27 protein-coding genes and 1 pseudogene are annotated in these 26,444 nt (G+C 70.0%); 12 read left to right on the top strand and 16 right to left on the bottom strand.

Features of this window, described 5'->3' with window-relative positions; translation table 11 throughout:
* The first annotated feature begins 818 nt into the window (after positions 1-818).
* Positions 819-1,238: a hypothetical protein gene (locus QRN44_RS18580; protein WP_064294781.1), complete on the top strand. Its 420-nt coding sequence runs from the start codon at positions 819-821 to the stop codon at positions 1,236-1,238.
* Between the two features lie 3 nt (positions 1,239-1,241).
* On the opposite strand, the pseudogene QRN44_RS18575 reads toward QRN44_RS18580, so the two are convergent.
* A pseudogene (locus QRN44_RS18575) lies at positions 1,242-1,351 on the bottom strand (50S ribosomal protein L36); the annotation flags it as partial.
* 95 nt (positions 1,352-1,446) lie between these two features.
* Between QRN44_RS18575 and QRN44_RS18570 the strand changes: the two are divergent.
* Positions 1,447-2,532 (top strand): GTP-binding protein, encoded by a 1,086-nt coding sequence (locus tag QRN44_RS18570; RefSeq protein WP_121289460.1) that lies wholly within the window; start codon positions 1,447-1,449, stop codon positions 2,530-2,532.
* A gap of 66 nt (positions 2,533-2,598) precedes the next feature.
* Here the strand turns inward: QRN44_RS18570 and QRN44_RS18565 are convergent, their stop codons facing one another.
* The gene (locus QRN44_RS18565) at positions 2,599-3,480 is read right to left on the bottom strand and encodes a LysR family transcriptional regulator (protein ID WP_071260751.1); all 882 of its coding nucleotides are present in this window, start codon (positions 3,478-3,480) and stop codon (positions 2,599-2,601) included.
* A 137-nt stretch (positions 3,481-3,617) separates the two neighbouring features.
* Between QRN44_RS18565 and QRN44_RS18560 the strand changes: the two genes are divergently transcribed.
* Complete coding sequence (locus tag QRN44_RS18560; RefSeq protein WP_285040066.1) at positions 3,618-4,526, top strand: EamA family transporter; 909 nt, start codon at positions 3,618-3,620, stop codon at positions 4,524-4,526.
* A gap of 8 nt (positions 4,527-4,534) precedes the next feature.
* Here the strand turns inward: QRN44_RS18560 and QRN44_RS18555 are convergent, their stop codons facing one another.
* Positions 4,535-5,200 carry an SIMPL domain-containing protein gene (locus QRN44_RS18555; protein ID WP_071260753.1) on the bottom strand — a complete coding sequence of 222 codons (666 nt, stop codon included), beginning with the start codon at positions 5,198-5,200 and terminating at the stop codon, positions 4,535-4,537.
* A gap of 41 nt (positions 5,201-5,241) precedes the next feature.
* Here QRN44_RS18555 and QRN44_RS18550 point away from each other — a divergent pair, with 41 nt between their 5' ends.
* Both QRN44_RS18550 and QRN44_RS18545 read left to right on the top strand, forming a co-directional pair.
* Entirely contained in the window at positions 5,242-5,814 is a 573-nt protein-coding gene (locus tag QRN44_RS18550; RefSeq protein ID WP_231884305.1) for a hypothetical protein, read from the top strand.
* A 62-nt stretch (positions 5,815-5,876) separates the two neighbouring features.
* Positions 5,877-7,025, top strand: coding sequence for an NAD(P)-binding domain-containing protein (locus QRN44_RS18545; protein ID WP_285040063.1), 1,149 nt, complete (start codon positions 5,877-5,879; stop codon positions 7,023-7,025).
* Between the two features lie 5 nt (positions 7,026-7,030).
* Here the strand turns inward: QRN44_RS18545 and QRN44_RS18540 are convergent, their stop codons facing one another.
* Positions 7,031-7,966 carry an EamA family transporter gene (locus QRN44_RS18540; RefSeq protein ID WP_064294775.1) on the bottom strand — a complete coding sequence of 312 codons (936 nt, stop codon included), beginning with the start codon at positions 7,964-7,966 and terminating at the stop codon, positions 7,031-7,033.
* A 90-nt stretch (positions 7,967-8,056) separates the two neighbouring features.
* Between QRN44_RS18540 and QRN44_RS18535 the strand changes: the two genes are divergently transcribed.
* Positions 8,057-8,620, top strand: a complete 564-nt coding sequence (locus QRN44_RS18535; RefSeq protein ID WP_285040061.1) for a CGNR zinc finger domain-containing protein — start codon at positions 8,057-8,059, stop codon at positions 8,618-8,620.
* A gap of 29 nt (positions 8,621-8,649) precedes the next feature.
* On the opposite strand, the gene QRN44_RS18530 is transcribed toward QRN44_RS18535, so the two are convergent.
* Positions 8,650-9,198 carry a DinB family protein gene (locus QRN44_RS18530; protein ID WP_175118332.1) on the bottom strand — a complete coding sequence of 183 codons (549 nt, stop codon included), beginning with the start codon at positions 9,196-9,198 and terminating at the stop codon, positions 8,650-8,652.
* A 103-nt stretch (positions 9,199-9,301) separates the two neighbouring features.
* Complete coding sequence (locus QRN44_RS18525) at positions 9,302-10,600, bottom strand: serine hydrolase domain-containing protein (RefSeq protein ID WP_158596528.1); 1,299 nt, start codon at positions 10,598-10,600, stop codon at positions 9,302-9,304.
* A gap of 146 nt (positions 10,601-10,746) precedes the next feature.
* Between QRN44_RS18525 and QRN44_RS18520 the strand changes: the two genes are divergently transcribed.
* From QRN44_RS18520 to QRN44_RS18500, 5 genes are all read left to right on the top strand, one after another.
* Positions 10,747-11,055: a DUF2470 domain-containing protein gene (locus QRN44_RS18520; RefSeq protein ID WP_314140491.1), complete on the top strand. Its 309-nt coding sequence runs from the start codon at positions 10,747-10,749 to the stop codon at positions 11,053-11,055.
* Between the two features lie 128 nt (positions 11,056-11,183).
* Positions 11,184-11,594, top strand: coding sequence for a DUF4383 domain-containing protein (locus QRN44_RS18515; protein WP_064294771.1), 411 nt, complete (start codon positions 11,184-11,186; stop codon positions 11,592-11,594).
* Between the two features lies 1 nt (position 11,595).
* The gene (locus tag QRN44_RS18510; RefSeq protein ID WP_121289478.1) at positions 11,596-12,210 is read left to right on the top strand and encodes a hypothetical protein; all 615 of its coding nucleotides are present in this window, start codon (positions 11,596-11,598) and stop codon (positions 12,208-12,210) included.
* A 94-nt stretch (positions 12,211-12,304) separates the two neighbouring features.
* A complete protein-coding gene (locus QRN44_RS18505) occupies positions 12,305-12,964 on the top strand; it encodes a biliverdin-producing heme oxygenase (protein WP_285040055.1) in 660 nt (219 codons plus the stop codon).
* 87 nt (positions 12,965-13,051) lie between these two features.
* Positions 13,052-13,756, top strand: coding sequence for an alpha/beta fold hydrolase (locus tag QRN44_RS18500; RefSeq protein WP_121289482.1), 705 nt, complete (start codon positions 13,052-13,054; stop codon positions 13,754-13,756).
* A 50-nt stretch (positions 13,757-13,806) separates the two neighbouring features.
* Here the strand turns inward: QRN44_RS18500 and QRN44_RS18495 are convergent, their stop codons facing one another.
* Entirely contained in the window at positions 13,807-14,244 is a 438-nt protein-coding gene (locus tag QRN44_RS18495; protein ID WP_064294767.1) for a hypothetical protein, read from the bottom strand.
* An 89-nt stretch (positions 14,245-14,333) separates the two neighbouring features.
* Positions 14,334-15,593, bottom strand: a complete 1,260-nt coding sequence (locus QRN44_RS18490) for an ATP-dependent DNA helicase (protein WP_079003639.1) — start codon at positions 15,591-15,593, stop codon at positions 14,334-14,336.
* 66 nt (positions 15,594-15,659) lie between these two features.
* Here QRN44_RS18490 and QRN44_RS18485 point away from each other — a divergent pair, with 66 nt between their 5' ends.
* Positions 15,660-16,727, top strand: coding sequence for a hypothetical protein (locus QRN44_RS18485; protein ID WP_121289486.1), 1,068 nt, complete (start codon positions 15,660-15,662; stop codon positions 16,725-16,727).
* A gap of 68 nt (positions 16,728-16,795) precedes the next feature.
* Here QRN44_RS18485 and QRN44_RS18480 read toward each other — a convergent pair whose 3' ends face one another.
* From QRN44_RS18480 to rpmB, 8 genes are all read right to left on the bottom strand, one after another.
* Positions 16,796-18,790 carry a bifunctional copper resistance protein CopD/cytochrome c oxidase assembly protein gene (locus QRN44_RS18480; RefSeq protein ID WP_121289488.1) on the bottom strand — a complete coding sequence of 665 codons (1,995 nt, stop codon included), beginning with the start codon at positions 18,788-18,790 and terminating at the stop codon, positions 16,796-16,798.
* 148 nt (positions 18,791-18,938) lie between these two features.
* Positions 18,939-22,133, bottom strand: a complete 3,195-nt coding sequence (locus QRN44_RS18475; protein ID WP_285040051.1) for an AAA family ATPase — start codon at positions 22,131-22,133, stop codon at positions 18,939-18,941.
* Positions 22,133-23,302 (bottom strand): exonuclease SbcCD subunit D, encoded by a 1,170-nt coding sequence (locus QRN44_RS18470; RefSeq protein ID WP_285040050.1) that lies wholly within the window; start codon positions 23,300-23,302, stop codon positions 22,133-22,135. Before QRN44_RS18470 ends, QRN44_RS18475 begins: the two co-directional genes overlap by 1 nt.
* Before the next feature lie 160 nt (positions 23,303-23,462).
* A complete protein-coding gene (locus QRN44_RS18465; protein ID WP_064294762.1) occupies positions 23,463-23,744 on the bottom strand; it encodes an HU family DNA-binding protein in 282 nt (93 codons plus the stop codon).
* 203 nt (positions 23,745-23,947) lie between these two features.
* Positions 23,948-25,315: a DHA2 family efflux MFS transporter permease subunit gene (locus QRN44_RS18460; protein WP_502928656.1), complete on the bottom strand. Its 1,368-nt coding sequence runs from the start codon at positions 25,313-25,315 to the stop codon at positions 23,948-23,950.
* 165 nt (positions 25,316-25,480) lie between these two features.
* Positions 25,481-25,786, bottom strand: a complete 306-nt coding sequence (gene rpsN, locus QRN44_RS18455; RefSeq protein WP_064294760.1) for a 30S ribosomal protein S14 — start codon at positions 25,784-25,786, stop codon at positions 25,481-25,483.
* A gap of 2 nt (positions 25,787-25,788) precedes the next feature.
* Positions 25,789-25,956: a 50S ribosomal protein L33 gene (rpmG, locus tag QRN44_RS18450; protein ID WP_056010525.1), complete on the bottom strand. Its 168-nt coding sequence runs from the start codon at positions 25,954-25,956 to the stop codon at positions 25,789-25,791.
* Positions 25,956-26,192: a 50S ribosomal protein L28 gene (gene rpmB / locus QRN44_RS18445; RefSeq protein WP_056010522.1), complete on the bottom strand. Its 237-nt coding sequence runs from the start codon at positions 26,190-26,192 to the stop codon at positions 25,956-25,958. The genes rpmG and rpmB overlap by 1 nt, the downstream gene beginning before the upstream one ends.
* Positions 26,193-26,444 lie beyond the last annotated feature (252 nt).

Raw genomic sequence — 26,444 nt, 5'->3', positions numbered from 1 at the left:
CACATCGACCGCCACCAAACCCCCATCCGAGGCGGACGCATCCACCTCGCCGCCTAAACCCGAGGCACCCGCCTGCCCGTCGACAAGCTCAGGGACCGACACGGGAACCACCCTTCGACAAGCTCAGGGACCGACACGGGAACCACGCTGCGTCGACAAGCTCCGCGACCGACACGGGAACCACCGCGTGTCGACAAGCCCGGTGAACGACGCCGTTCTCGACAACCCAGCCACCCCGGTCCCTGAGCCTGTCGAAGGGCACACGAGTGACCAGCCACCCTTCGACAAGCTCAGGGACCGACACGCGAACCACCCTTCGACAAGCTCAGGGACCGAACCGGGGAACCACCCTGCCTCGACAATTCCGGTGAACGACGCCGTCCTCGACAACCCAGCCACCCCGGTCCCTGAGCCTGTCGAAGGGCACACGAGCGGCCAGCCACCCTTCGACAAGCTCAGGGACCGACACGCGAACCACCCTTCGACAAGCTCAGGGACCGAACCGGGGAACCACCCTGCCTCGACAATTCCGGTGAACGACGCCGTCCTCGACAACCCAGCCACCCCGGTCCCTGAGCCTGTCGAAGGGCACACGAGCGGCCAGCCGCCCTTCGACAAGCTCAGGGACCGACACGCGAACCACCCTTCGACAAGCTCAGGGACCGAACCGGGGGACCACCACGCGTCGACGCCGCATGGGCACCGCTCCCCATCGCGGGCGGACAGCCGACCTCGGTACCGTGATGGACGAGCCGACGGTCGCGCGGGTGCCGTGTGTTCAGCTGCGCGTCGCGACCGACACCCGAAGAGGAGCACACATGATCATCTGGACCCGCTGGGGCATCGTCGTCTTCCTGATCTTCGGGCTGTCCGTCGGCGCCGGCTTCCTCATCAAGGCGATCGTTTCTCCCGACGGCGGATCGGCGCAGTCCGGGGTGTTCGTCGGCATCGGCTTCCTGCTCGGCGCCGTCGCGTGCTGGGCCTTCGGGAAGTTCGCGCTGGCGAAGCTTGATGCACCGCGGCCGGTCGTCGTGTGGCAGCAGCTCGCGCAGCCGTACGTCAACGAGCACGGCATCACCGTGAAGCAGGAGGCCGTGCCCGTGCGCCACCCGCAGACCGGCGAGCAGCTCTACAGCCGCCCGAGCTCCACACTCTTCTTCATCCCCGTCCGCTTCTGGGCGTACGTCATCGCCGCGCTGGGTGTCGTCACGATCGTCGTGAACGTCGTGCGCGGCTGACACTCAGCCCTGGCGACTCTTCCACCGCGGGTTCTGCCGAACACCCGCCCACGGCGGCGGACGATCTGCGACCCCGGCCTGCCCTCGAGCGACTGGAGTGATGCGCGGACCTTCCTGGTGACCTCCTGATGATCACGATGCGTGCTACCTTGTTGAGAACGATTCTCAACAGAGCATACTGTAGACCCATCGACCAGGAGAACCCGCCGTGACCACGCCTCGCATCCCGCTGACCGTCACGCTCGTGCTCGGCACCTGTCCGCCGGAGCGTCGCACCGTGGCCCGACAGATCGCCGGTCGATCCGCGGCGCTCGTCACGATCGAGCGGCAGGGCGAGGCTGAAAGCGCCCACCCTGACATCGACGACGCGATCGACGCCGTTGCACGACACCCGCTCGCTCCCCGGCACCTCGTCCTCGATTGCGGGAGCACGGTCCGCCCGGTCGACGCGGTCTCCGCCGTCCTCGGGCACCGCGACACGGCCGTCTTGGACGCCGTCGTGACGGTCGTCGACGCAGCCCATCTCCTGCACGACCTCCAGGACGACGAGTACGTCACCCACGACGAGGACGGCGACACGGCCTACACCGCACGATCGATGATCACTGTGGAGCAGCTCGAGTACGCGGACACCATCGCCGTCGCCGGCCGACGCGGCGTGACGCACGAGCGACTCGCGGTGCTCCTCGCTCTCCTCAGCCACCTGAACCCGACGGCGCTGACGCGGATGGTCGAGCCGGTCGCGGCCCGGCCACGGGCCACACCCGGCACTCCGGCGACCGCGAGCAACCGCGAACCGCTCGCGCGCTACCGCGACTCCCCGTTCGAACTGGACCGCTTCAGCACGTCCCCCGGGTGGATCGCGATGCTGAACGGCGAACACCGGCCATGGGTGGATCACGACCGCGTGACCACCCTGCGGTTCGACAGCCCCCGACCGATGCATCCGGAACGACTCCTCGCGTGCTTCGACGGACCGATCGAGGCGGGGCGGTTCGGCCGGCTCATCCGTACGGCGGGGTTCCTCGTCCTCGCGACGCGCGCCTCCCGCGTCGGCGTCCTGCAGCACGTCGGCCAGATGATCGATCTGGAACCCACATCGTTCGAGACGAACGACCCTGGCGCACCGCTCGGCCAGGAGCTCGTCGTCACCGGGATCGACCTCGACGAGCTCGCCATCACCGCCGCCTTGCACGCCTGCACGCTGACGGACGAGGAACTCCTCGCCGGGCCGGCGGCGTGGGCGCACTACCCGGACGCCTTCACGCCATGGAGCACCACCCGCGAGCACTGAGCAGCAGGCCCGTCAATTGCCCGAAACGGTTCGGATCTCGGTCGATTTCGTGCAGGTTCGGGCGACTCAGTGGATCCGCGCGCTCACCCACTCCTCGCGCACGAACCGCACGAACTGCTCGACGGCCGGCGACACCGCCCGGGCACGGCTGGTGGCGACACCGATCACCCGGACCGCCTCGTCGTCGAGCGGGACGAGCACGACGCCCTCCATGCTCGTGGAATCGGGGAGAACGGCGATCCCGACCCCGGCGCGCACGAGACCACGGAGCGTCGACAGCTCGGACACCTCCATCGTCACCCGGGGCACGACGCCGTGCCTCGCGAAGTACGCGTCCGCGATCTGCCGGAGCCCCGAGTCCGTCGTCATCGCGAGGAACTCCGTCTGCTCGAGATCGGACGCCGCCAACGACGTCCGGTCGGCGAACGCATGCCCGACCGGCACGCCCAGCGCGAGCCGCTCGGAGGTGAGCGGACGCCACTCGATCTCCGGATCACGCGGTTCGGGGCTGATGAACGCGACGTCGGCCGAGCCGGAGCGGAGCGCGTCCAGCACACTGTCGGCCTTCCCACCGTCGAGGACGAACCGGATGTCCGGCAGCAGCTGGCGGTACTCGCTCACGATGCGCGGGATGAGCCAGCCGCCGAGGGACGAGACGTAGGCGATGGACACGAGACCGGCCGAGGGATCTCGGAGCTCGTCGATCCGCGACTGCGCGTTGTCGAGCTCGGTCTGCGCACGGAGCGCGTGCACGAGGAGGATCTCGCCGTAGCGGTTGAGTTCGAGCCGGCTGCGGTGACGGTCGAACAACTCGACCCCGGCGTCCGCCTCGAGCCGACCGATCGCCCGCGTCAGCGTCGACTGGGAGATACCGAGCGCCTCAGCGGCGTACGGGACGTGACCGTCTTCGGCGAGCGCCCGAAGGTACGCGAGTTCGTCGATCCTCATGCCCTCATGATGCCGCACCGGCGAGCCCGGCTGGGGCGGCACCTCGACAAGCTCGGTGACCGGGGAGCCGCTCGGTGACCGGGGAGCCGCTCGGCGACGGGATGGGCTCGGCGACCGGGGCGCGCTAGCGTGGTGCAGTGATAGGCAGACCGCGACCGAGCAAGGCGGCGACCGGCGCCCTCCTCGTCCTGGCCGGACTCGTCTGTCAGGAGCTCGGCGCATCGATCGCGGTCACGCTGTTCCCGCAGGTCGGTCCGATCGGCATGGTGACGCTGCGCCTCGTGTTCGCCGCGCTCATCCTGCTGGCCGTCGCCCGCCCATCCCTGGGCGGACACCCGAGGAGCGCCTGGGTGTCGGCGGTCGGTTTCGGAGTCGTCCTCGCCGCGATGAACGTCTGCTTCTACCTGGCTCTGGACCGCATCCCGCTCGGTCCGGCGGTGACCCTCGAGATCCTCGGCCCGCTGGCGCTCAGCGTCATCGCGGGTCGTCGATGGACGAGCGCGCTCTGGGCGGGTGTCGCCCTCGTCGGCGTCCTCCTCCTCGGCGGGGTGCTCCTCCACAGCGGACCGACGGCCGCACTCGATCCGATCGGCGTCATCCTCGCGCTCGCCGCCGGCGCCCTCTGGATCGGCTACATCCTGCTGTCGGCGCGGACCGGGACGGAGTTCCCCGGCCTGAGCGGTCTGGCGATCGCCGCCGCCATCGGGGCTCTCGTGACCATCCCGCTCGCCGCGACGACCGCCGGCACCGCGCTGTTCGATCCCGTCATCCTCATGCTCGGCTTGGGCGTCGCCGCGCTCTCGTCGGCTGTGCCGTACGCGCTGGAGTTCGTCGCCCTCCGACGACTCAGCGCTGCGACCTTCTCGATCCTGCTCGCATCCGCGCCGGCCATCGCCGCGATCGCCGGACTCCTCGTGCTCGGTCAGGAGCTCACGACACCGCAGTGGCTCGGCATCGCCTGCGTGGTCGGCGCCGGAATCGGTGCCGTGCTCTCAGCCCGACGGGGTCCCTCACCCGAGGTGCAGCCGAGCATCGCGCCGAGCTGATCGTCAGGTCAGGACGCGGCGAAGCGGGCGTGCACCCGGGAGGACACGGTGATGTCCTCCGGCTTGAGGTCGAGGGCGGTGTCGCCGGCAGGAGCCGCGGCCCCGCGCATCATCGGTGCCGCGGCCTGACTCGACGGCGAGCGGGTGTCGTCGCCCAACATGCCGGGTTCCGCAAGGGCGACCGGCCGCACGGCGCCGAGCCCGAGGCTCCTGGCGTAGGCGGTCGCGCGGTCCACGGCGTCGCGGACGGCGTTGTGCTGAGCCTCGGCCGTGATGCGGTGCTTCGTCGCCTCGGTGAGCGCCCAGGTGACACCCGTCACCGTGACGCCGTCCTGGGTCGCGATCTCCTCGGCCCAGCGGGCCAATGCTTGCAGGTCGGCGAACTTGACCTCGAGTGCGACCGTCGCGTGGTGCACGAGCGGCAACTGCTTCCCGTCCTTGTTCCACGGCCGCTCGCTCCACACCCGCAAGCGATCGGCCGACCACCAGGTCACGGCCGACTGTGCGCGGAACTGCTCCGCCGCCTGACTGAGCGCACGGTGCAGTGCGGTGGTGTGGGAGACGACGGGCTCACGTTCCGGCCCCTGGAACCCCGCCGAGATGAGGACGGTCCCACGTTCGGCCGGGTGGTGGTAGTCGAAGCGGCCCTCGACGGTGATGATCGTTTCACTCATACCCGGCACTCTATCCCGCGACGGCGGCTACGCTCTGGACCATGACGGACGGCGGAACCTGGGCGGATCGACGACATGGACGACGGGGGAACGAGTACGGTCCAGCCAGTCGGGGACTCCCGCCGGGCGATGTGGAGACCGTCGCGAAGTACCTCAAGGAGCGCGTCTACGCGACCTTCACCGGCCTCGCGATCGTCCTCGTGCTGGCGGCGAACGTGGAGCACCACGACGCGCCCGACGCGCTCTTCTCGCTCGTCATCGGCGTGGTCGGCATCACCCTCGCCGGCCTGGTCGCCGAGATGATCGCGCACCTCGCCGCCCACGGTGCGTTCCCCGACGAGCGCGGGTGGCACTCCATGCTCCGGATCGCCTGGGGCTCGCTGCTCACCGTCGCGACCCCCACCATCCTGCTCGTGCTCGCCGTGTTCGACGTCATGGAGGTCGAGACCTCCCTCCGCGTGTCCGCGATCGTCTACCTCGTCACCCTCGGGCTCAGCGGGTGGGTCGCCGTCCGGCGCGCGCGGCTGTCCGTCTGGCAGCAGCTCATCGCGCTCGCGGCCCTCGTGCTCCTGGGGGTCCTCGTCATCGGCGTGCAGGTCCTGGCCCACGGCTGAGTCGCGGACGCGGGCTCGGCCCCGTCGGAAATGTCGGCGCGGTCGACGACGTTGAGGAGCACGTGAGCACTCCGGAGACCGTCGACGTCGTCGTGATCGGCGCGGGTCAAGCCGGGCTGTCGGCCGCGTACCACCTGCATCGCCGCGGATTCGTCCCGCTGGGCACCGCCGAGGGCGCGACCGCAGCACGCACCTTCGTCGTCCTCGACGCGAACGACGCCCCGGGCGGTGCCTGGCAGCACCGATGGCGGTCGCTCACCATGTCGACCGTCAACGGGATCTACGACCTGCCCGGCATGCCGAAGCCCGAGCTCGATCCCACGTCGCCGAGTGTCGACGTCATCCCGCCGTACTTCGCGGCGTTCGAGGAGCGTTTCGCCCTCGCGGTCCGCCGCCCGGTGCAGGTCCGCGCCGTCCACCGCGAGGACGACGACCCGCACGGTCGACTCCTCGTCGAGACCGCGGCGAGCGCCGACTCCTCGGGCGCCGACTCCCCCGCCGCCCTGTTCCGGGCGCGGGCGGTCGTGAACGCGACGGGCACGTGGACGAAACCGTTCTGGCCCGCGTACCCGGGGCGGGAGCGCTTCGCCGGACGCCAGCTGCACGTGGCCGACTACGTCTCAGCTGACGAGTTCCGCGGCCAGCGCGTCGTCGTCGTGGGTGCCGGCATCTCCGCCATCCAACTCCTCGAGGAGATCTCGCGGGTGGCGGACACGGTGTGGATGACGCGACGCGAACCGGAATGGGTGGAGGACGACTTCGACACCGCCGCGCGGGTGGAGGCGATCAAGGGCGTCGAGGAACGCGTGCGCCAGGGCCTCCCGCCGGGCAGCGTGATCTCCGTGACGGGGATGCACTGGACGCCGTGGGCGCGGGCGGCCGAAGCGCGCGGTGTCCTGGTGCGTCAGCCGATGTTCCGCCGGATCGAGGAGCACGGCGTGGTTCTCGCCGACGGTTCCTTCCTCCCGGTCGACGCCATCCTCTGGGCCACCGGGTTCCGGGCGGCGCTCGACCACCTCGCACCGCTCGGCATCCGGCTGCCCGGGGGCGGCATCCGGATCGACGGCACCAGGGCGGCCGACGAGCCGCGCGTGCACCTGATCGGGTACGGCCCCTCAGCCTCGACGGTCGGCGCGAACCGGGCCGGGAGGGCGGCGGTCCTGGCGATCCTCGCCGACCTCGACGCCACCGTCGCCCTCCCTCAGCACTGACCCCGTCACTGCACCGGCACGGGGATGGGCACCGCGGGAGCCCGCTCGGAGCGCACGAAGCCGATCCCCAGCAGGATGCACACCCCGCCGAGGAGCTGCGCGAGCGACAACTGCTCCCCCAGGAGGATCCAGGCGAACCCGGTCGCCGCGACCACTTCGAGGAGGCCCGCGAACGACGCGAGTCGGGAGCCGAGCATCTGACTCGCGGTGATACTCGCCGCATAGGCGACCGCTGTCGACACCACCCCGACGAACAGGAGCGGCACCCACCAGGCGACGTCGGTGCCGAGCACCGTGACGTCGGCGTCGGAGGTCGTGAAGGGCACGCCGACGAGCCCGGCGAGCCACAGACTGAGTGCCCCGATGAGCAGACCGATGGCGGCGAACGCCACCGGAGGCAGCCCCTTCGCCGGCCGCGCCGAGATGACGTAGTACGCGGCGCAGCCCACCATCGCGAGGATGGCGAACAGCAGACCGACCGGGTCGAGCGTCGAGCCACCGCTCGGAGCGACGACGAGCACGAGCCCGACGAGCGACACGACGGAGCCGACGAGGACGACCGTCGCGGGACGACGTCGGGTCAGCACCCACGCGACGGCGACGAGCAGCAGCGGCGCCATGTACTCGACGAGGATCGCGGTCCCGACGGCGATGGTCTGCAGCGCCGCGAAGTAGACGAGCTGCGTCGCCGCCACCCCGATGAGGCCCATACCGAGGAGTCGCCAGCGGCCACGCCAGACCGCGTCCCAGCGACCGCGCAGTGCGATGAGGGCGAACGGGGCGAGCACCAGGCCACCGATCAGGGCGCGGACGGTGACCGCGGCAGCGGGGCTCCACCCCGACGCGAGCACCGGTTTGATGAACGCTCCGGAGGTGCCGAACGCGACCGCCGCGAGCACCGCGACGAGCAGACCGACCGTGGTCGAGGACGTGTGCTTCATGGGTGTCTCCAGCTGCCGCGAGTAGGGCCGGCGGAAGAGGTGGACGCCCGGCTGAGATGAAGCTACTCTCGGAGAGAGTAAGGAGTCAACTTGCGTTTTGCCCATGACACCGAGGATGCGCTGCACTTCGCCGCGCTGCTCGTGGACACCCGCGCATCGGCGTCCCGCAGCGGTGGCGACGAACTCGCGGCACCGCCGCAGCTCGTGGAGCTCCTGTGCGTCAGTCGGTACTCGGGTCGGGTCGACGGCGACGAGCCCGAGCGGGCCGCAGTGGCTGCACTCCGAGAGCGGATCCACGCGCTCTGGGCCTCCGACGCTGACGCCCCGGACACCCGCGACCGGGCCGTCGCCGAGATCAACGCGATGCTCCGGGAGTCAGCCGCGCTCCCCCAACTGCGCCGCCACGACGGCTTCGACTGGCACCTCCACGCCACCGAGTTCGACGCACCGCTCGTCGATCGCGTCCAGACCGAGATCGCCATGGCACTCGTCGACGTCGTCCGGTCCGACGCCTGGGACCGCCTGCGGCTCTGCGCCGCCGACGACTGCGACGGCCTGCTCGTCGACCTGTCCCGCAACGGTTCGAAGCGCTACTGCTCCGTCCGCTGCAGCAACCGCGTCAACACGATCGCCTTCCGCGCGAGAGCGCAGTAGCGGGCATCACCAGACCCGGATGACGACCATCACTGCGATCTCGTCACATCCCAGAGGTGGTGCACCGGGTCATGGATGAAGTAGCGGCCGAGGGTCTCGGTCGTGAAGCGCGCGCCGTCGCTCCGGCGGCCCGTCCGCGCGAGCGCGTCGTCCGGCACCCGCTCGAACGCTGCGGCGAGCACCGTCGCGGCCTCGACCAGTTCCGCGGAGACCCGTTTCGGGTCCTGCTCGCCGTAGCGCTCCTCGAGAGCCGTCGCATCCTGGTCCCAGTTCTCGAACGCGGGATCGTCCTCGTCGAGGACGAGCCGCAACCGGACGTCGAAGATGCGGAACACGTCCCGCACGTGGGCCGCGTACTCCAGCGGCGACCAGGTCCGCGGGTCGGGCCGCTCCCGGACGTCGGCACGCTCCAGCACCGCCGGCCACGCGGCGGCGTTCGCCAGGATCAACCCGGGGAGGTCCCGGAAGCCGAACCGCGAGGTGTCCATCCCGCACTCGGAGCAGGCGCGCTCGAGGACCCAGGTCCAGTTCTTCGTGTCCGGGACGATGGTGTCGCCGTCGGGGGTGTTCGTCGTCATGGGTTCACTCTAGGAAGCGGCATGGCCCAGCACCCTCGCGAAAGCGTCATCGTGCCGCGATCCGCCGCCACCGTCCGCTGGCGGCGCCGCGCCGATGCCTCCGTTACCCGGCGGGGGCGACCGGCGGGGCGCAGACCATCGCCGAGGCGGCGAGCTGCTCCGCCATCTGCTGCTCGGACCACGGGAGTGCGATCTCGGGGGCCTTCTGCCCGCTCGCCGGTGCCGCCTTCGCACCGATCGAGGCGAGCTGCATCGCGAGCGTCTGCGCGAAGCCCGCACCGAGCGTCGAGTTGTTCAGCATGACGACGACCGTCAAGCCGGAGGTCGGGTCGGAGAAGGCCGCCGAGAGCGACCCGGGGATCGACCCGGCCTGCCCCCGGAGCGGACCGATCTGCAACCCGCCCACGCCGAAGCTCTTCCAGGTCGGCTCAGCCTCACCCAGCGAGACGGGGTCCTTCCACTGCTTCTTGTACGTGCTGTCGTTCAGCAGCGAGCCGGACGCGAAGGACTGGGTGAACTTCCGCAGATCGTCGACCGAGGAGACGACGCCACCGGCGGTCCACACCATCGAGGTCGACAGCTCGGTCTCGTCCGTCGGTGCGTCGCACTGGTAGGTGCCGTCCGCGATCCGCGGCGTCAGGTACCCCTTGGGGTGCGATCCCGGAAGCTCGACGGTGGAGGCGTCGGGGAAGCTGGACTTCGACATGCCGAGCGGCGAGAAGACGTAGTGGTCGTACAGGGACTGCCAGGACTGACCGGTCAGCTCCTCGAGCGCCATGCCGAGCAGGATGTAGCCGGTGTCACTCGAACCGAAGAGCGCCCCCGGAGCCGTCCGCGTACCGCTCGCGAGCCCGTTCGCGAGGATCTCGGCCATCGACCAGTTGCGGGTCGGGTTGGTGACGAACTGGGCGTTGAGCGCGGGCGTGTAGGTGCCGAGCCCCGACGTGCCATTGCACAGCTGCTGGTAGGTGATGCCCTCGATGCCCTGCACCTGCGGGAGGGTCTTGTGGACCTGGTCGGTGAGCTTGATCTTGCCCTCGTCGACGAGCTCGAGGAGCACCGTGCAGGTCATCGGGCGCGTGGTGTCGCCGATGCGGTAGACCATGGACGGATCCATCTTGGTCTTGCCACCCGGCTCGGTCGTGCCGACGCCGGCCGTGAAGCTCCCGGCCCACGGCGCCCAGACGCCGACGATGGCACCGGAGGATCCGGACTGGGTGACGGCGGCCTCGACCGCCGCCGTGATGGCGTCGGTCGTGTCGCCCGCGAGCGTGCCGCTGACCTGGTCGGGGAAGTCGGTATCGGACACCGAGGGGCCCGAGCAGCCGACGAGTACCGTCGCGAGGGTCGCCGCGGTGAGGAGTGCGGCGAGACGCCGGCGCCTCGGAGCTGTTGCAGTCAAGTCATCCCCCTGATGAGCGGTCTGCGGAGCTGCAGACTGTTCCCGATTGTAACCGGGCGCGGCTGAGAGCTGCGGTCGCACGCCGCGTGCCGGTCACACGGGCGGCGGACCTGGTGCGGGGCCCGTCGATGGTGTTCCCTGGAGAGGTGACCTCGAACGCCTTCCCGCAGACCACCGTCGACGCCGTCCTGGCGCACATGAACGGCGACCACCCCGACGACAACGTGCTCATCGTGCGAGCCTTCCTGGAACCAACGGCCGAGGCCGCCACCATGATCTCGCTGGACGGGACGGGTGGCGAATGGACCTGGACGGTCGACGGCACCGCCGCGGGTGGGCGGGTGCCCTGGCCCGCCGGCGCGATCACCGAGCGCGGCGAGATCCGACGCGAGGTCGTCGCCCTCTACGACGCCGCGTGCGCCCGTCTGGGCGTGGAGCCACGCCCGCACGACTGAGCGACGGCCACCCCTCGGCCGCCGACCTCGGACGACGGCCTCAGGTGACCAAACCGTCGACGCCCGCACCTCCGAACTCCTCAACGCCCCGGGACGACTCGCGGCACGAAGGATCAGGAGGCATTCCCATGCGTCATTCACCCAACCGGCTCCTCGCCGCCGTCTTCGGCGCGGTCTACGTGGTCGTCGGACTCCTCGGCGGGATCGTCGCCGGCGGCCTGCCGTTCCTCACCACCGAGGGCGGTCTCCTGCTCGGGATCTTCGAGGTCAACCCGCTGCACAACATCGCGCACGTCCTCATCGGGGCGGCCCTGCTCATCGCCGGGCTCTCGAACGTCGTCGCGGCCAAGACCGTCAACACGGTGATCGGTGGGTTCTACCTCCTGCTCGGTGTCGTCGGATTCTTCATCGTGGGCTCCGCGCTCAACATCCTCGCGCTCAACACGGCCGACCACTTCCTCCACCTCGCGAGCGCCGTGGTGCTGCTCGGCGCCGGGCTGGCTGCGGACAAGCGCACGCACCGGGCGGCGACGGCCTGACATGTCGGTCTCCGTCGAACGGCAGGACGCCCGGACGGGTGAGGACGACGCGATCCGCTCCGGCACGACGTCGATCTCGAACTGTCTGCTCGCGATGTGCGCACTCGGCGCCGGTCTCGTGTTGATCGCGACCGGCGCCGGGTCCTCTCCCGTGGGTGCGATCCCGCTCGTCGCCCTCGGCGTCGCCGCACTGCTCTGGTCCGTCGTGGTCCTCGTCCGTGACCGGGTGCCGGGCCTCCGTGCGTCCTTCGCCGGCGCGGTGGGCGCGGTGGTCGTCTGGGTGGCGCTCTACGGACTCGCCTCCCTCGGCGTCACGACCGTGCCGCCGTTCCTGCCGACCCTCTCGTCCACGGTGTTGCTGCTCTTGGTCGCCGGGGTGCTCGCGCGGCGACTCCGGCGGGTCACCCTCGCATCGACGGCGCCGGACGAACTCGAGCTCGACGCCCTGGTGACGCGCGCGAGCCGTCGGCCGCATCGCGAGCCGAGCACCGGACGGTACGTGTTCACCCTGCTCGTCGGGGCGGCGTTCGTGGCGGCCCTCACCACACCGGCGCTGGCGCAGACCAACGCCGGTGCGTTCGCGGTCCCGCACGGTTCCCTGCACAGCAGCCACTGATTCCCTCCACAGCGACAGATCCACCCTCCCGTTCAGGAGCCCGGCCCGTTACACTTAGGTAACCCTTACCGAGCCAGCCGACGCGGAGTCCGACATGAGCACTGTGATCCCCTTCTCCCAGGCCCTGCGCGAGCGCACGTCCTCCGGCCACTCCTCCAGCGAGGGGGCGGACTTCATGAGCGACCTCATGACCGGGAAGGGTTCGAAGGAGGACTACATCGCCCTCGTCGCGCAGCACTTCTTCATCTACGAGGCCCTCGAGGCCGCCGCCGACCGCATGCGCGCCGATGCCGTCGCCGCTCCGTTCATCAGCGACAAGCTGACGCGGCTTCCCGCCATCGTGCAGGACCTCGAGTTCCTCATGGGTCCGGACTGGCGCGAGCAGATCACCCCGCTCCCCACCACCGCCCGGTACGTGGCACGGATCAACGAGGTCGGCGCCGTCTGGCCCGGCGGCTTCGTCGCGCACCACTACACCCGGTACCTCGGCGACCTCTCGGGCGGGCAGATCATCCGCACGCTCATGCAGCGCCAGTTCGGCTTCGACACCAACGGCGTCGGCTTCTACCTCTTCGGCGACATCGCGAAGCCGCGCGAATTCAAGGACACCTACCGCGAGCAGCTCGACGCCGTCCCGTGGGACGACGAGGAGCAGGCCCGCGTGATCGACGAGGTCATGGTGGCGTACCGCTTCAACACCGACCTCTTCCGTGACCTCGCGACCGCGAAGGCCGCAGCGACCGCCATCGCCTGATCCGTCCCTCTCAGCCCTCGGCCGGGTGCAGCACTGCCCGCGAAGCACCCCTCCCGCGGCTCGCCTGCGCCGCGTAGCATCTCGGGCATGGACGTCATCCTCGTACCCGGCTTCTGGCTGGACGCATCCTCGTGGAGTGCGGTCACACCCCCGCTCGAAGCGGCAGGCCATCGGGTCCGACCACTCACGCTCCCCGGGCTCGAGAGCGTCACTGCCGACCGCGCCGGCATCGGCCTCCGCGACCACGTCGACGCCGTGGTCGCCGAGATCGACGCCGGCGCCGAGCCCGTCGTGCTCGTCGGGCATTCCGGCGGCGGCGCCATCATCTCCGCCGCGATCGACGCCCGCCCTGACCGCGTCGTCCGCGCCGTGTACGTCGACTCGGGTCCGCTCGCCGACGGCGCGTGCATCAACGAGGAACTCCCCTCGTCGGGTTCCGACATCCCACTGCCCGACTGGACGGTGTTCGACGCAGAGGACCTCGTCGACCTGGACGACGAGCTCCGTGAACAGTTCCGGGCCAGAGCCGTCCCGCAACCGAAGGGCGTCGCCGTCGACCGACAGCAGCTCTCCGACGACGACCGTCGCCTGTCCGTCCCGGCGACCGTGGTCGCGTGCGAGTTCTCCTCGGAGATGCTGCGCGGCCTGATGGAACAGGGACACCCGTACGTCGCGGAACTGGCACGGCTGCACGACGTCGAGTTCGTCGACCTCCCGACGGGTCACTGGCCGCAGTTCACGAAGCCGGCGGAACTCGGCGCGATCCTCCTCCGGGCCGTCGATCGCACCTGACGACGGTCCACCCTCGACCAGGCCGGTCAGCGCGAGGCGTCGACGGGCGCTCAGGTCATGAGGTACGCGAGCGGCAGGATGCCGAGAATCGCGACGAAGATCAGTGCCAGCACGGCGTACACGGCGATCTGCGCGCCGCGTCCCTTGATGACCGCCTGCCCCCGCGGTGCGAGCGAGCCCGAGACCCACTGCTGCGCCGGGGCGATGTAGTCGAGCGTCGGCGCCTCACCGGGGTGCAGCAGGTAGTCGGCGCGGCCGAACTCCCACAGCCACGCCATCGAGCACGAGACCTGCACGGGCCGGTCGGCCGGCACAGTGAACTGCGACGGTCCCCAGCTCGGGCGATGCTCGAAGCCGTCGATGCGGACCACGAGTGGGATGAACCCCCAGTATCCGGCGAACGGTGGCTTGCTGGCGTTCAGCTCGAGCGTGCGCCAGGCGGTGATCGGACCGGGCTGCGGCCAGCCCTGCTGCATGGGATGCGTCATAACCGACAATCGTAGGGTCACCGACCCCGTTCGTTCGCCCCTTTTCGGGCGACGGAGCGCCGATTCGCCCGACAATGGGCGAACGGACGCTACTGCCCCGACATGAACCGCTTCACGTCGGTGTCGACGATGATGTCGCTCGGGCGCAGCGGCCGGGAGAGGTAGAGGCCGTCGAGCGTCGAGATGCGGCTGAGCGCGACGTAGCTCTGCCCCGGGCTGAACGCGCGGCTGCCCAGGTCGACGATCGCGCGGTCGTAGGTCTTGCCCTGCGACTTGTGGATGGTGACCGCCCACGCGAGCCGCAACGGGAACTGGGTGAACTCGGCCACGATGTCGCGCTTCAGCTGCTTCGTCACCGAGGAGTAGGAGTACTTGTACTTCTCCCACGTCGCCGGTTCGACCTCGAACTGCTCGCCGTCGACCTCGACCCAGACGGTGGAGTCGATCTTCACCACGGTCCCGAGCGTGCCGTTCACCCAGCGACGCTCGCTGTCGTTGCGGAGGAACATGACCTGCGCACCGACTTTGAGGTCGAGCGCCTCGTCGGCGGGGAACGCCCGCCCGCCGAAGTCGCCCGAGACCTCCGCGTTGGCGGTGAGCGGCTTGCCGTCGAGCTTGGCGAGCGCCGCCTTGTTGATGCGGTCGACGGTGTCGTTACGGCTCGCGAGGGTGATGACGCCGTCCTCCGGTGGGGTCCTGGCGCCCATGCCGTTCAGCCGGCCGGCCATCTCGGCGGTGACCTGGCCGTGCCGGACACCGTTGAGGAGGTACTTGAACTCGGCCTCGTGCTGGCGGTGGATCTCCGTGAGCTCGACGAGCTGCAGCGGCGTCTCGGACCACACCTTGGCGTCGAAGAACCAGAACGAGCGGTAGGTGTCGGCGATGTACGCCCGTTCCTCGAGGCTGCCCGGCACGGGAGCGAGCTGGTACGGGTCGCCGAAGAGCACGATCTGCACACCGCCGAACGGCTCGCGCGGCCGCTGCCGGGCCTGCCGGAGGCTCCGGTCCATCGCGTCCATGAGGTCGGCGCTCACCATGGAGACCTCATCGACGACCAGGGTGTCGATGGAGTTGAGCAGCTTGCGGGTCTGATCGTTCTGGTCGATCGTGTGGTCGGCGATGAGCCCGATCGGCAGGCGGAACAGCGAGTGGATCGTCTGGCCGCCGACGTTCAGCGCGGCGACACCGGTCGGGGCGCAGATGGCCAGCTGCTTCGAGGTGTTCCAGGCGAGGTGGTTGAGGAGCGTCGACTTCCCGGTGCCCGCTCGCCCCGTCACGAACAGGTGCTCGCGGGTGCTCTCGATGCGGTCGAAGACGGCTTGCTGCTCGGCGGAGAGGGCTACGCTCATGATGCTTCGGTTCCCTCCCGTTTTCGCCCTCCAATCCTATGCGAGGTGCCCGCCTAGGATGTCAGGATGAGCCATGTCGCGACACGTGGGGAGCTGCGACGCCCGGGAACGGTGCGCGGTGCGCTCGTCCGCGCCGTCGTGCTGTGGCTCTGCATCGCGGCACTGCTCGTCGCGGCCATCGTCTCCGCCTGGTCGGCCGTCGCCCGCGACGTCTACGGCGCCGGTTCCTTCGCGCGCGGGTACCTCGACGCCCTCGCAGACGACGACGCCGCGACTGCGCTCGCGTTGCCAGGAGTCGCCCTGAGCTCCGCCGAACTCGCCGACGCGGGCCTGCCGGCCGACAGCTCGGACGCCCTGCTCCGGAGCGAGGCGCTCGGCACGATCGAGGACGTGCGCCTCGTCTCCGACGTCACGACCGCCTCGGGCGCCCACGAGGTGACCTTCTCGTACCGACTCGCGGGTCAGCCGCACCGCACGGCGTTCTCGATCACGAGCGGCGAGCGCACCTTCGGGCTGTTCCCGTCGTGGCGCTTCGAGACGAGCCCGTTGAGCGTCGTCCAGCTGACCGTCGCACACACGACCGGGTTCCGGGCGAACGGCTTCGAGCTCGACACCCGCCGCGTCGCGGAGGGGACCGAGGGGGCCTTCACCTCCACCATCCCGCTCCTCACCTTCACGCCGGGCAGTGTCGACTTCGACGTCGACACCACCTACCTGGCGGCTTCGGTGGAGACGGCGACGACGACCGAGGTCGCAAGCGTCGTCGACGCCGAGGTGACCGCGAGTGCCACCTCGGACTTCGTCGGGGAGGTCCAGACGCAGATCGACGGTTACCTCGACAACTGCGCCACGCAACAGGTCCTCCAGCCCACCGGATGCCCGTTCGGCATGGTGATCCGCGATCGCGTGGACGACCTACCGGTGTGGTCCATCGCGGCCTACCCCGTGGTGGCGGTCCAGCCGGGCGACAACGGTTGGCAGATGCCGGCGACGGCCGGAGCCGCGCACCTCGTCGTCGACGTGAAGTCACTGTTCGACGGCACGGTCTCGACCCTCGACGAGGACGTCCCGTTCACGTTGTCGGCCTTCGTGACGATCCGCGACGACGGCTCCCTCTACATCGACCTCCGCTGAAGCCCGCGAACTGTCACTCCAGCACAGTCCGACACCCCTAACACTGTTCCGGAGTGACAGTTCGCGGGCTAGGAGCGGGTGTCGTTGGCCGCCATGCGCGCGAGACGCTCGTTGTACTCGTTGAGCTCCGCGTCGTTCGTGCGGTCCGCGTTGCGATCGAGTCGCTTCTGGTCCTTCGCGTCGCTCTTGCTCCACGAGATCGCGACGGCGACGGCGAGCGCCAGGGTCGGGATCTCGCCGACGCTCCAGGCGATCCCGCCGCCCGTCTGCTGGTCGAGGAGCGGCACCTGCCCCCAGGTCCGCCCCATCGCCCCGAACCAGTCGGCGAGGAACAGCCCGGTCGAGGAGATGATCGCCAGCCCGAAGAACGCGTGGAACGCCATCGTCGCGAAGAGCAGCAGCAACCGCATCGGGTACGGCAGGCGGTACGGGACCGGGTCGATGCCGATGAGCGACTGCACGAAGAGGTAGCCGGTGATGAGGAAGTGCACGACCATCCACTCGTGACCGATGTGATCCTCCATCGACCAGCGGAACAGCGGCGTGTAGTAGAAGACCCAGAGCGATCCGGCGAAGAGCACCGCGGTGACGATCGGGTTCGAGATGATCCCCGCGAACTTCGAGTGCACGGCCAGGAGTATCCACTCCCGGCCCCCTCGGGAGTCGTCGGAGCGCTTCCGCACCGCCCGCGCGAGCAGCGTGACCGGCGCCCCGGGGACGAGGAGCACGGGGACGAGCATGGTGAGGCCCATGTGCCCGAGCATGTGCACGCTGAAGAGGTACGGCTGGTAGACGTTGATGCCGCCGCAGGTGAGGTAGAAGAGCACGAGCAGCCCGAGGACCCAGCTGACGGTGCGCAGGATCGGCCAGGAGTCGCCACGGCGGTGCAGACGGACGACGCCCGCGATGTAGAAGAAGATGCCGAAGGCGCAGGCCAGCAGCCACAGGAGGTCGATGTTCCACTCGGTGAAGTAGCGGGAGAAGGTCAGTTCCGGCGGCAGTTCCTCACCGGTGAGCAGGACCGCTGGTGTCGGCGCGGTCGGCACGGTCTGGTCGACCGGCGGGGCCGTCTTCGCGAGGGCTGCAGCGGCACCGGAGGCGATACCCATGAACCCGAGCTCGAGCGCAACCAGCCACCAGAAGGTGCCGGTGCGGCCCGCGGGGGTGTCCGGGCGCGCAGCGGCGGAGCGCTCGATGCGACCGATGAGCACCCGACGCTGCAGCGCGCCGAACAGGCCGAGCGCAAGTAGCGCGAAGACCTTGACGAGGACGAGGATGCCGTACGGGGTGCCCAGGCGGTCGAGCGAGCCGATGCGCAGCTCAGCACTCACGTATCCGGAGACCGCCACCACGACGAAGGACACGAGTGCCACGGTCGAGTACCGCATGAGCACGGGGGCGAGCCGGCCGTCTTCGAGGGTCTTGCGGATGAAGACGAGCGTGAGCAGACCGCCGAGCCAGATGGCGGCGAACACCAGGTGCAGGCCGAGTGCGGTGACGGCGGCGTTGTGCCCGCTCGCCTCGGCGGAGTGACCCTGCTGGGCCATCGGCAGCAGCGACACGAGGGACAGCCCGAAGACGAACACGAGCACCGTGTGGTTGCGGACGGCGAAGCAGAGCACCGTGACGGCCGCGGCGATGAGGGTCGTCTGCAGCCAGGCCTGACCCGACTCGATCCCGGTGAAGAAGAGGCTGAGCTTCGCACCGAACGCGTCGTCGAAGGTGAGCGGCACCTGCGTGACGTTCAGGAAGGTGAAGAAACCCGTCACGCCGGACGCGACGGTGAAGACCGCGGCGCCGGCAGCGGCGACGTCGAGCGCCGCGCCGTACTCGCGCCGGTCCGGGCTGAGCGCCCAGCAGGCCATGAGCAACGCGCCGATGGTGACGGCGGCGCTCAGGTTGACGAGCAGTTGTGCGATCGGGAGCCCCCACCGCACCACGGCGCCGGGATCGCCCAGGAGTTGCGCATCCGCTCCACCGCCGAAGGCCAGACCCGCGAGGAGGGTCGCCACGGCCACGAGAAGCAGGAGGGCAGGACCCGCGAGGCGGACGACACGATTCACGCTGCAAGCCTACGCGGCGCTGCTGGGAACCCCGACCGCAGCGGGATCAGCCGGTGCTCGGTCCCTGAACCGAACCACCGGTCCCTGAGCCGAACCATCGGTCCCTGATCCGAACCCACGGTCCCTGAGCCTGTCGAAGAGTTCCCGCTCACGCCCGGACGAGCAGCGTCGAGGAGCCGTCTTCGAGCCGCCGCACCTCGATGCGTTCGCCGATGCGCTGCTTCATCTCCTCGACGTGGCTGACGACGCCGACGACGCGCCCGCCGGCCGAGAGCCGACCGAGCTCGGCCATCACGGTGTCGAGCGTCTCGGGGTCGAGACTGCCGAACCCTTCGTCGACGAAGAGCGTGCCGAGCTCGACACCGCCGGCCTCGCCCGTCACGACGTCCGCCAGCCCGAGTGCGAGGCAGAGCGAGGCGTAGAACGTCTCGCCACCGGACAGCGACTTCGGATCGCGACGCCGGTCGGTCCGGTGATCGTGGACCGTGAGCGACAACCCGACGCGCTGGCTGCGGGAGGGTCCTTCCTTGACGTCGCTGCGGACGAGCTCGTAGCGCCCGCCGGACATCGACTCCAGGCGCGCGTTCGCCGCCGCCACGACATCCTCGAAGCGGCGCAGGAGGACGTAGGTGCCGAGGGTGACCCTCGTGCTGTTCTCGCTACCGGTGGCCGACACCACGTCGGCGAGGCGGACGACGGCCGCGGCCTCGCGGACCGCGTCGGCGTTCTCGTCGGCCGCCTCGGCGAGTGCCGTGCAGGCGGCAGCCGCGTTGGCCGCTCGTCGCGCGGAGACGGCGGCCGCTGCCGTCGCGGTGCCTGCCGCCGCCTCGGCGTCGGCCAGTCGTCGGGCCGTCGCTTCGACGTCGGGGGCGGCGGTACCGGCGACGCCGGCGAGAGCCGGGCTCGCGAGTGCTTCCGCGTTGGCGGTCGTGTGACGCAGGTGATCGGCCACCCGCGCCTCGGCGCTCGCCCGTTCGACCCCGTTCATGGCTGCGGCTTCCGCGGCCGCGCGGTCGGCGAACCCGGCCCGCTCGAGTGCCGCCTCCAGCTCGACCGCGCGCTCGGCGTCCCGCAGGCGCCGGTCCGCGACGGTCGCTCGTGCCGCCGCGAGCAGCGAGAGCGAGGAGAGCTCGGACTCCAGCATCGCGTCGAGCTCGGCGAGTGAAGCCGCTCGGCCGGCGAGGACACCGGCCACCTCGGCGCGGGCCTGCTCGTGGGCGCGCTGCGCGGCGGCGAGCCGCTCCGTCAGTGTCGCCCGAGTGGCGGTGCGTTCCGACACCGCGACCACGCCGGCCAGGTGCTCGTCCGCGAGGCGCCCGGCCTCCGCGACCTCGGCGTCCGCCTGCTCGGCGGCGACCACGGCCTCCGCGTACTGCCGATCGGCCTCCGCAGCGGCCGCATCGACGGCCGCCCGCGCAGCGACCGGGTCGAAGCCGGTGGTCGCCGCCGTCGACGCGCCGGACGAGCCGGTCACAGCCACGTCGCTCGGGTCGTCGGCCAGCGCGGCGAACTGCTCGACGAGGCGGTGACGCTCCGCCCGAGCGATGTCCCGGGCGTTCTGCGCCGACTGCATCGTCGCCTCGGCTTCGGCCCGCGCGACGGATGCCGCTTCGACCGCGTCCGCGTCGGGGTGGTCTCCGTCGAGCACCGCGGGCGCCGGGTGGCTCAGCGAGCCGCAGACGCTGCAGGGCTCGCCGTCCTGCAAGCCGATGGCGAGTTCACCCGCCATACCCTCGATCCTCCGGAGGCGCAGCGACGTCTCGACGTCGATCGCCGCCTTCGCGGCCGTGGCGGCCTCGGTGACCTCGTCGGCGAGACCCGCGAGGCGTTCGTCGGCCGCGTCCACCCGATCCAGCACCGCACGGCGTTCAGCCGCGCGCTCGACGGACCGAGCGGCCCTGGCCGACTCGGTGGCCGCATGCGAGGCGCGCTCCGGTGCCGAGCCGAGCGCTGTCCGGCGGGCGTCCCGTCGCGTCTGTTCCGCTGCAAGCTCGGCGAGCCGTGCCTCGACGGTCGCGAGCTCCTCGGCGAGTGCTACGAGCGCGCGTTCGCGATCGGTGTCGGCGGCTTCGAGGACGAGCACGGCCGCCATCGACGCCCGCTCGACGGTGAGGGATTGGCGGCGCGCGGTGACGGACGCGTCGTCGAGTGCGACGATCGCCTCGTCGGCCTGCTCCTCCATCGCGGCGAGCGACGCGACGGCGTCCTCGAGCGCCACCGATGCCGTGGCCGCTCCGGCGAGCGCGGACGCGACGGTGTCCGCCCGAGCCGCTGCCGCGATCCGTTCGGAGAGCCGCGCGACCGGTTCGTCGTCCACCGAGAGCAGCTCGCGCTCGGTCAGCAGCTCCGCGCGACGTTCGATGGACGCGAGCAGCGTCTGGGCCGCGGCGTGTTCGGCGCGAGCGCGCTCCAGGGCGACCCGAGCAGCGCCAGCGGTCGAGGCATCGGCGGCGGCGTGGCGCTCGAGGACGGCGACGATGCGCGAGGCGTCACCGACGAGGTCTTCGGAACCGGGTTCGAGCGGGACCGCGAGGGTCGCGACGTCAGGGTCTGGGTCGGGCTCCGCAGTCGCGGTGTCGCCTGGCTCGGCATCGACTCTCGAGGCAGCGTCCATCCCGGCCGGGGTGTCCGCTCCCCCGCCCGCGACGAGTTCCCGTGCGTCGTCGAGTTCGGCCGCTCCCGCGAACCGGGCGATCGCGCGGCCCAGCGCTTCTCGTGCCCCTTCGATGTCCCGCTGGGCCTGCCGTCGCTGCTCGACGAGGTGCTTGGCGACCCGCTCGTAGTGCTCCGTCCCGAACAGGGACCGGAGGAGTTCGCTGCGCTCCTCACCGCCGGCGGCGAGGAACTTCGCGAACTCGCCCTGCGGGAGGACGATCGTCTGGACGAACTGCTCCCGGGTGAGACCGACGATCCGACTGATCTCGGGACCGATCTCCTGCGCGCGGGTCGACAGGGTCTCTCCGGCCAGTGCGTCGGGATCGGTCAGGCGGACGAGGGTGGCGCTCGCCTGCTGCGGTGTGAAGCCGGCACCGCGCTGCTTCGGCCGCTGGTAGGCCGGCGTCCGCCGCACCCGGTACACGCCGGATCCGGTCTCGAACACGAGTTCCACGAACGGTTCCGTCCCGGGCTGCGCGTGGTGGGAGTGGAGGCGGTCCTTGCTGGCCCCGGTACCGGCGAGTTCGCCGTACAGCCCGAACACGATGGCGTCGATGATCGTGGATTTGCCGGCGCCGGTCGGTCCCTCCAGGAGGAACAGACCAGCCCGCCCGAGTTCGACGAAGTCGATGGTGTGCTCACCGGCGTACGGCCCGATGGCCTGCAGCGTCAGTCGGTGCAGTCGCATCAGGCGCTCGCCTCTGCGGCGAGTGCCGCCTCGTTCGCCGCCGCGATGAGCTCTCGCTCGCGAGTGGTCGCCGGTGCACCCGTCGCGTACTCGATGAACTCCGCGGTGACCTCGACCGGATCGGAGACCGCCGTGACGGCTGCGGCACGCGCTTCCTCGGAGCGGTTCGCCGGCGCGTGCGACCAGACGAGCAGGTGCGGGAAGCGTCGGGTCAGCGTCGCGTACAGCTCCGGCGGCCGGACGTCGTCGGTGACCGTGGCGCGCACCCAGGCGTCGACGGCGTCGTCTCCCGCGGGGCCCTGCAGCTCCGCGAGGGTTCCGATGACGTCGACGAGCCGACGCGGCACCGGCGCCGGCAGCAGCTCAAGGTGCACGGAGCCGTCGGCGGCGAGGTCGACCAGCACGCTCGACTTCACCTGGTTGCGTTCGGAGAAGGAGTAGGCGAGCGGCGACCCGGAGTACCGCATGCGGTCGACGCCCGTCGCGGCCCCGACGCGCTGCGCACCGTGGAGGTGGCCGAGCGCGACGTAGTCGAAGTCGTCGAACAGCTGGGCGGGCACCGCATCGACCCCGCCGATCCGGATGTCGCGTTCGCTGTCGCTCGCGAGACCACCGATGACGAAGGCGTGCGCGGCCACGACCGACCGGACCGCTCCCTGCTCGCGGCGCTGCGCGAGATCGGCTCGGACGCTCGCGAGGGCTGCACCCATGACGGCGGCGTGCGACCGCGCGAGCGGCTGGTCGTCCGGGGAGAGCACCCCTCGTGCGGTGTCGGGGTCGAGGTAGGGCAGCGGGTAGAAGGCGACGGGCCCGTGTTCGTCCTCCACCAGGACCGGTTCGCCGATGCGGGCGAGGTCGGCTCTGATGTCGATCCCGTCGCGCAGCATGGCGGCCCCGAAGCCGAGCCGGATGGCCGAATCGTGGTTGCCCGGGGCGAGGATGACGCGGGTGCGGCCCGCCAGCCGCCCGAGCGACTCCGACAGCAGCGTCACCGCCTCGACCGGCGGGATGGCGCGGTCGTAGATGTCGCCGGCGACGAGGAGGACGTCGACCTCGTGGTCCACGACCGTCTGCTCGAGGTGCACGAGGAAGTCGCGTTGAAAGGGGAGCAGGTCGACCCCGTGCAGCGAACGGCCGAGGTGCCAGTCCGAGGTGTGGAGGATCCGCATGACAGCAATGCTAGGCCGAGCCGCCGACACCTCGCCGCGCCCCGGACGGCACCCGGACGAACGACAGCAGGGCGTCGCTCTCGCGACGCCCTGCTGTGTGGTCTGGACCGACGGAGTGTCTCCGCGGTCCGAGTCCGTGCGGGCTCGCGCCCGCGACGACTTACTTGACGGAAGCCTTGAGCTTCGAGCCGGCGGTCACCTTGACGCGCTTGCCGGCCGGGATCTGGATCTCGGCGCCGGTCTGCGGGTTGCGGCCCGTGCGAGCGGCGGTGTCGGTCTGCTCGAAGGCGATCCAACCCGGGATCGAGACCTTGCCGCCCGTGGCGACGGTCTCAGCGACGGTGGTGAACAGCGCGTCGACAACGCTGCCGACGGTCGCCTGGCTCTGGCCGGTCGATGCGGCGATGGCGGCGACGAGTTCGGTCTTGTTCAAATTTGCCATTGTGAGGGTCCTCCTCGGACGTTGCTGCAACGTACAGCTGATGTGTTGGTAGCGAAGGTGTCGCTGATACGGCACCAACTGGTCGGTGTGACCGCCTCGAATGTAGCAGCAATCCGCGAGATTTCGCGGATTTCTCCGCTCTACGCGGACAATCGGGCCTGCGTGTCGGTCGTTTCCCAGCTGGGAGCCGTCGGCGCGAGCGCTCAGCGGACCCCGATGACGCTGTGCCCGGCCGCCCGCGACAGCAACCACGCCTCGATCGTCGGGAAGAGGGTCAGGACGGCGATCGCGAGGAACGCGAACTGATACGGCAGCAGCTGGCCGCCACCGACCCCATCCTCGAGGGAGAATCCGGTCGTCAGCAGGATCGCCCCGACGGCGACACCGAAGCCGCTCGCGACCTGTTGCAGGGTCGAGTTGAGCGTGTTCGCCCGAGACATCGCAGCGGGTTCGACGTCGGCGAACGTGATGGTGTTGTACGCCGTGAAGCCGATCGACCGGGCGACCCCGCTGACGAAGAGCAGCATCGCCGTCAGCACGATCGACGTGTCAGCGGTGAGGAACGCCATCCCGGCCATGCACAGGACCCCGATCAGGTTCGACGACACGAGCACCAGACGGAATCCGAACCGCCGCAGCATCCAGGTCGTCGCCGGTTTGATCGCGAGGTTGCCGGCGAAGAGGAAGAGCACCATCGATCCCGCCTGCACCGGTGTCCAGCCGAACGCGTCCTGGAACAGCAGCGGCAGGAGGAAGGGGACGGCGCTGATCGTGAGTCGGTAGACGCTGCCGCCAGCGTTGGCCAGACGGAAGGTCTCGATCCGCAGCGAGCGGAGATCGACGAACGGGTGCGGCGCACGGAACAGGTGTCGGATCGCGAGGGCGAGCAGGACGACACCTGCCAGGAGCGACCCGATGAACCACCGGGCGTCGAACCCGGCTCCGGACACCAGGGACGCCGCCACCAGGAGCGACGCCAGCCCGACACAGGCGAGGGACAGGCCGAGCCAGTCGAGCGGCGGCACCTCGTCGGCGGCGAAGTCGGGGACGATGCGGAGCGCCACGACGAAGGCGACGACACCGATCGGCACGTTGATGAGGAAGATCCAGTGCCAGGAGGCGTACTGGGTGATGACCCCACCGAGGAACGGCGCGATGATCGGGGCGGCGAGGGCGGGCCACGTCAGGAGGGCGATGGCCTGGATCAACCGCTCCTTGGGCGTCACCCGGAGCACGGCCAGCCGGCCGACCGGCACCATCAACGCCCCGCCGACGCCTTGGAGCACCCGGAAGCCGACGAGCATCGGCAGGCTCGAGCTCAAGGCACACATCACGGAGGCGATCGTGAACACCGCGATCGCCAGCGCGAAGATGCGCTTGGCACCGAACCGGTCCGTCAGCCAACCGCTGACGGGGATGAGGACGGCCACCGTGAGTAGGAATGCGGTGACGGCGAGCCCGACGGCCGTTGACGAGGTCCCGAGGTCGCGCGCGATGCTCGGTGCGGCTGTGGTGAGGATCGTCCCGTCGAGGTTCTCCATGAAGAAGCAGCCTGCGACCAGGAGGGCGATGGCTCGTTGCGTGCGGACGTCCAGCAGCGCCTCCTCGATGGATGTGGGAACCGTTCGATCCTTGCAGCTGTCGCCGACGACGCGAAAGGGCCGTCCGCGATGCGGACGGCCCTTTCGGTGTTGCCATGCTGTGTCAGCGGAATGTGAGCTCCGACTGAGCGGGTGCTACCAGCTCGACTTGCGGACGCCGGGCAGTTCGCCCTTGTGCGCCATGTCGCGGAAGCGAACGCGGCTGATGCCGAACTTCGAGAGGTTGCCTCGCGGGCGACCGTCGATCGCGTCGCGGTTGCGAAGGCGAACCGGCGAAGCGTTGCGAGGGAGCTTCTGGAGGCCGAGGCGAGCTGCTTCACGCGACTCGTCGGTCCCGGCGGGGTCGACGAGGGCCTTCTTCAGCTCGGCGCGCTTCGTGGCGTAGCGGTCGACGATAACCTTGCGCTGCTCGTTACGGGCGATCTTGCTCTTCTTAGCCATGTTTAGCGCTCCTCTCGGAATTCAACGTGCTTGCGCACTACGGGGTCGTACTTCTTGAGCACGAGACGGTCTGGGTTGTTGCGACGGTTCTTCTTGGTCACGTACGTGTAACCGGTACCAGCCGTCGAACGGAGCTTGATGATTGGACGGACGTCCTGCTGCTTAGCCATTAGATCTTCACCCCACGAGCGAGAATGTCCTTGACGACGGATTCGATGCCACGGGCGTCGATCACCTTGATGCCCTTGGCGGACACCTTGAGAGTGACGTTACGACGCAGCGAGGGCACGTAGTAAGTCTTCTTCTGCACGTTCGGGTCGAAGCGGCGCTTCGTGCGACGGTGCGAGTGCGAGATGTTGTGACCGAAGCCGGGAACGGCTCCTGTCACCTGGCACACTGCTGCCATAGTAGTTTCTCCTTCATTACCGCAGGGCGACTGCCCTGCCCAAGATCTCTTGTCGGCGTGCGCGATCCCGGTCTGCTTGAGCGGTGGGGGATCGTGGACACGATGTGGACATGGAGCGTCCACACCAAGGGTCAAGCGTACGCTGTGACCAGGCGTTTTGCAAATTCGTGTTTCTCGTACTGAACGCGCTGTGCGTGTTAACGCAAAATGGCCACCCAAGAACCTTGGGTGGCCATTTCAACGAAGAAGTCC

The sequence above is a fragment of the Plantibacter sp. lyk4-40-MEA-4 genome (genome assembly GCF_030209415.1).
GTDB lineage: Bacteria > Actinomycetota > Actinomycetes > Actinomycetales > Microbacteriaceae > Plantibacter > Plantibacter flavus_A.
The sequence above is the reverse complement of the archived record's forward strand: the minus strand, read 5'-3'. Positions and strand labels throughout refer to the sequence as shown.

Bases quoted from the DNA above. Each gene is read 5' to 3' on its own strand.
- QRN44_RS18495 (WP_064294767.1), bottom strand. From the start codon at position 14,244: ATGACGCATCCCATGCAGCAGGGCTGGCCGCAGCCCGGTCCGATCACC.
- QRN44_RS18530 (WP_175118332.1), bottom strand. From the start codon at position 9,198: ATGACGACGAACACCCCCGACGGCGACACCATCGTCCCGGACACGAAG.
- QRN44_RS18465 (WP_064294762.1), bottom strand. From the start codon at position 23,744: ATGGCAAATTTGAACAAGACCGAACTCGTCGCCGCCATCGCCGCATCG.
- QRN44_RS18540 (WP_064294775.1), bottom strand. From the start codon at position 7,966: ATGAAGCACACGTCCTCGACCACGGTCGGTCTGCTCGTCGCGGTGCTC.
- QRN44_RS18485 (WP_121289486.1), top strand. From the start codon at position 15,660: ATGAGCCATGTCGCGACACGTGGGGAGCTGCGACGCCCGGGAACGGTG.
- QRN44_RS18470 (WP_285040050.1), bottom strand. From the start codon at position 23,302: ATGCGGATCCTCCACACCTCGGACTGGCACCTCGGCCGTTCGCTGCAC.
- QRN44_RS18505 (WP_285040055.1), top strand. From the start codon at position 12,305: ATGAGCACTGTGATCCCCTTCTCCCAGGCCCTGCGCGAGCGCACGTCC.
- rpmG (WP_056010525.1), bottom strand. From the start codon at position 25,956: ATGGCTAAGCAGCAGGACGTCCGTCCAATCATCAAGCTCCGTTCGACG.
- QRN44_RS18555 (WP_071260753.1), bottom strand. From the start codon at position 5,200: ATGAGTGAAACGATCATCACCGTCGAGGGCCGCTTCGACTACCACCAC.
- rpsN (WP_064294760.1), bottom strand. From the start codon at position 25,786: ATGGCTAAGAAGAGCAAGATCGCCCGTAACGAGCAGCGCAAGGTTATC.
- QRN44_RS18565 (WP_071260751.1), bottom strand. From the start codon at position 3,480: ATGAGGATCGACGAACTCGCGTACCTTCGGGCGCTCGCCGAAGACGGT.
- QRN44_RS18490 (WP_079003639.1), bottom strand. From the start codon at position 15,593: ATGAGCGTAGCCCTCTCCGCCGAGCAGCAAGCCGTCTTCGACCGCATC.
- rpmB (WP_056010522.1), bottom strand. From the start codon at position 26,192: ATGGCAGCAGTGTGCCAGGTGACAGGAGCCGTTCCCGGCTTCGGTCAC.
- QRN44_RS18510 (WP_121289478.1), top strand. From the start codon at position 11,596: ATGTCGGTCTCCGTCGAACGGCAGGACGCCCGGACGGGTGAGGACGAC.
- QRN44_RS18580 (WP_064294781.1), top strand. From the start codon at position 819: ATGATCATCTGGACCCGCTGGGGCATCGTCGTCTTCCTGATCTTCGGG.
- QRN44_RS18515 (WP_064294771.1), top strand. From the start codon at position 11,184: ATGCGTCATTCACCCAACCGGCTCCTCGCCGCCGTCTTCGGCGCGGTC.
- QRN44_RS18475 (WP_285040051.1), bottom strand. From the start codon at position 22,133: ATGCGACTGCACCGACTGACGCTGCAGGCCATCGGGCCGTACGCCGGT.
- QRN44_RS18500 (WP_121289482.1), top strand. From the start codon at position 13,052: ATGGACGTCATCCTCGTACCCGGCTTCTGGCTGGACGCATCCTCGTGG.
- QRN44_RS18550 (WP_231884305.1), top strand. From the start codon at position 5,242: ATGACGGACGGCGGAACCTGGGCGGATCGACGACATGGACGACGGGGG.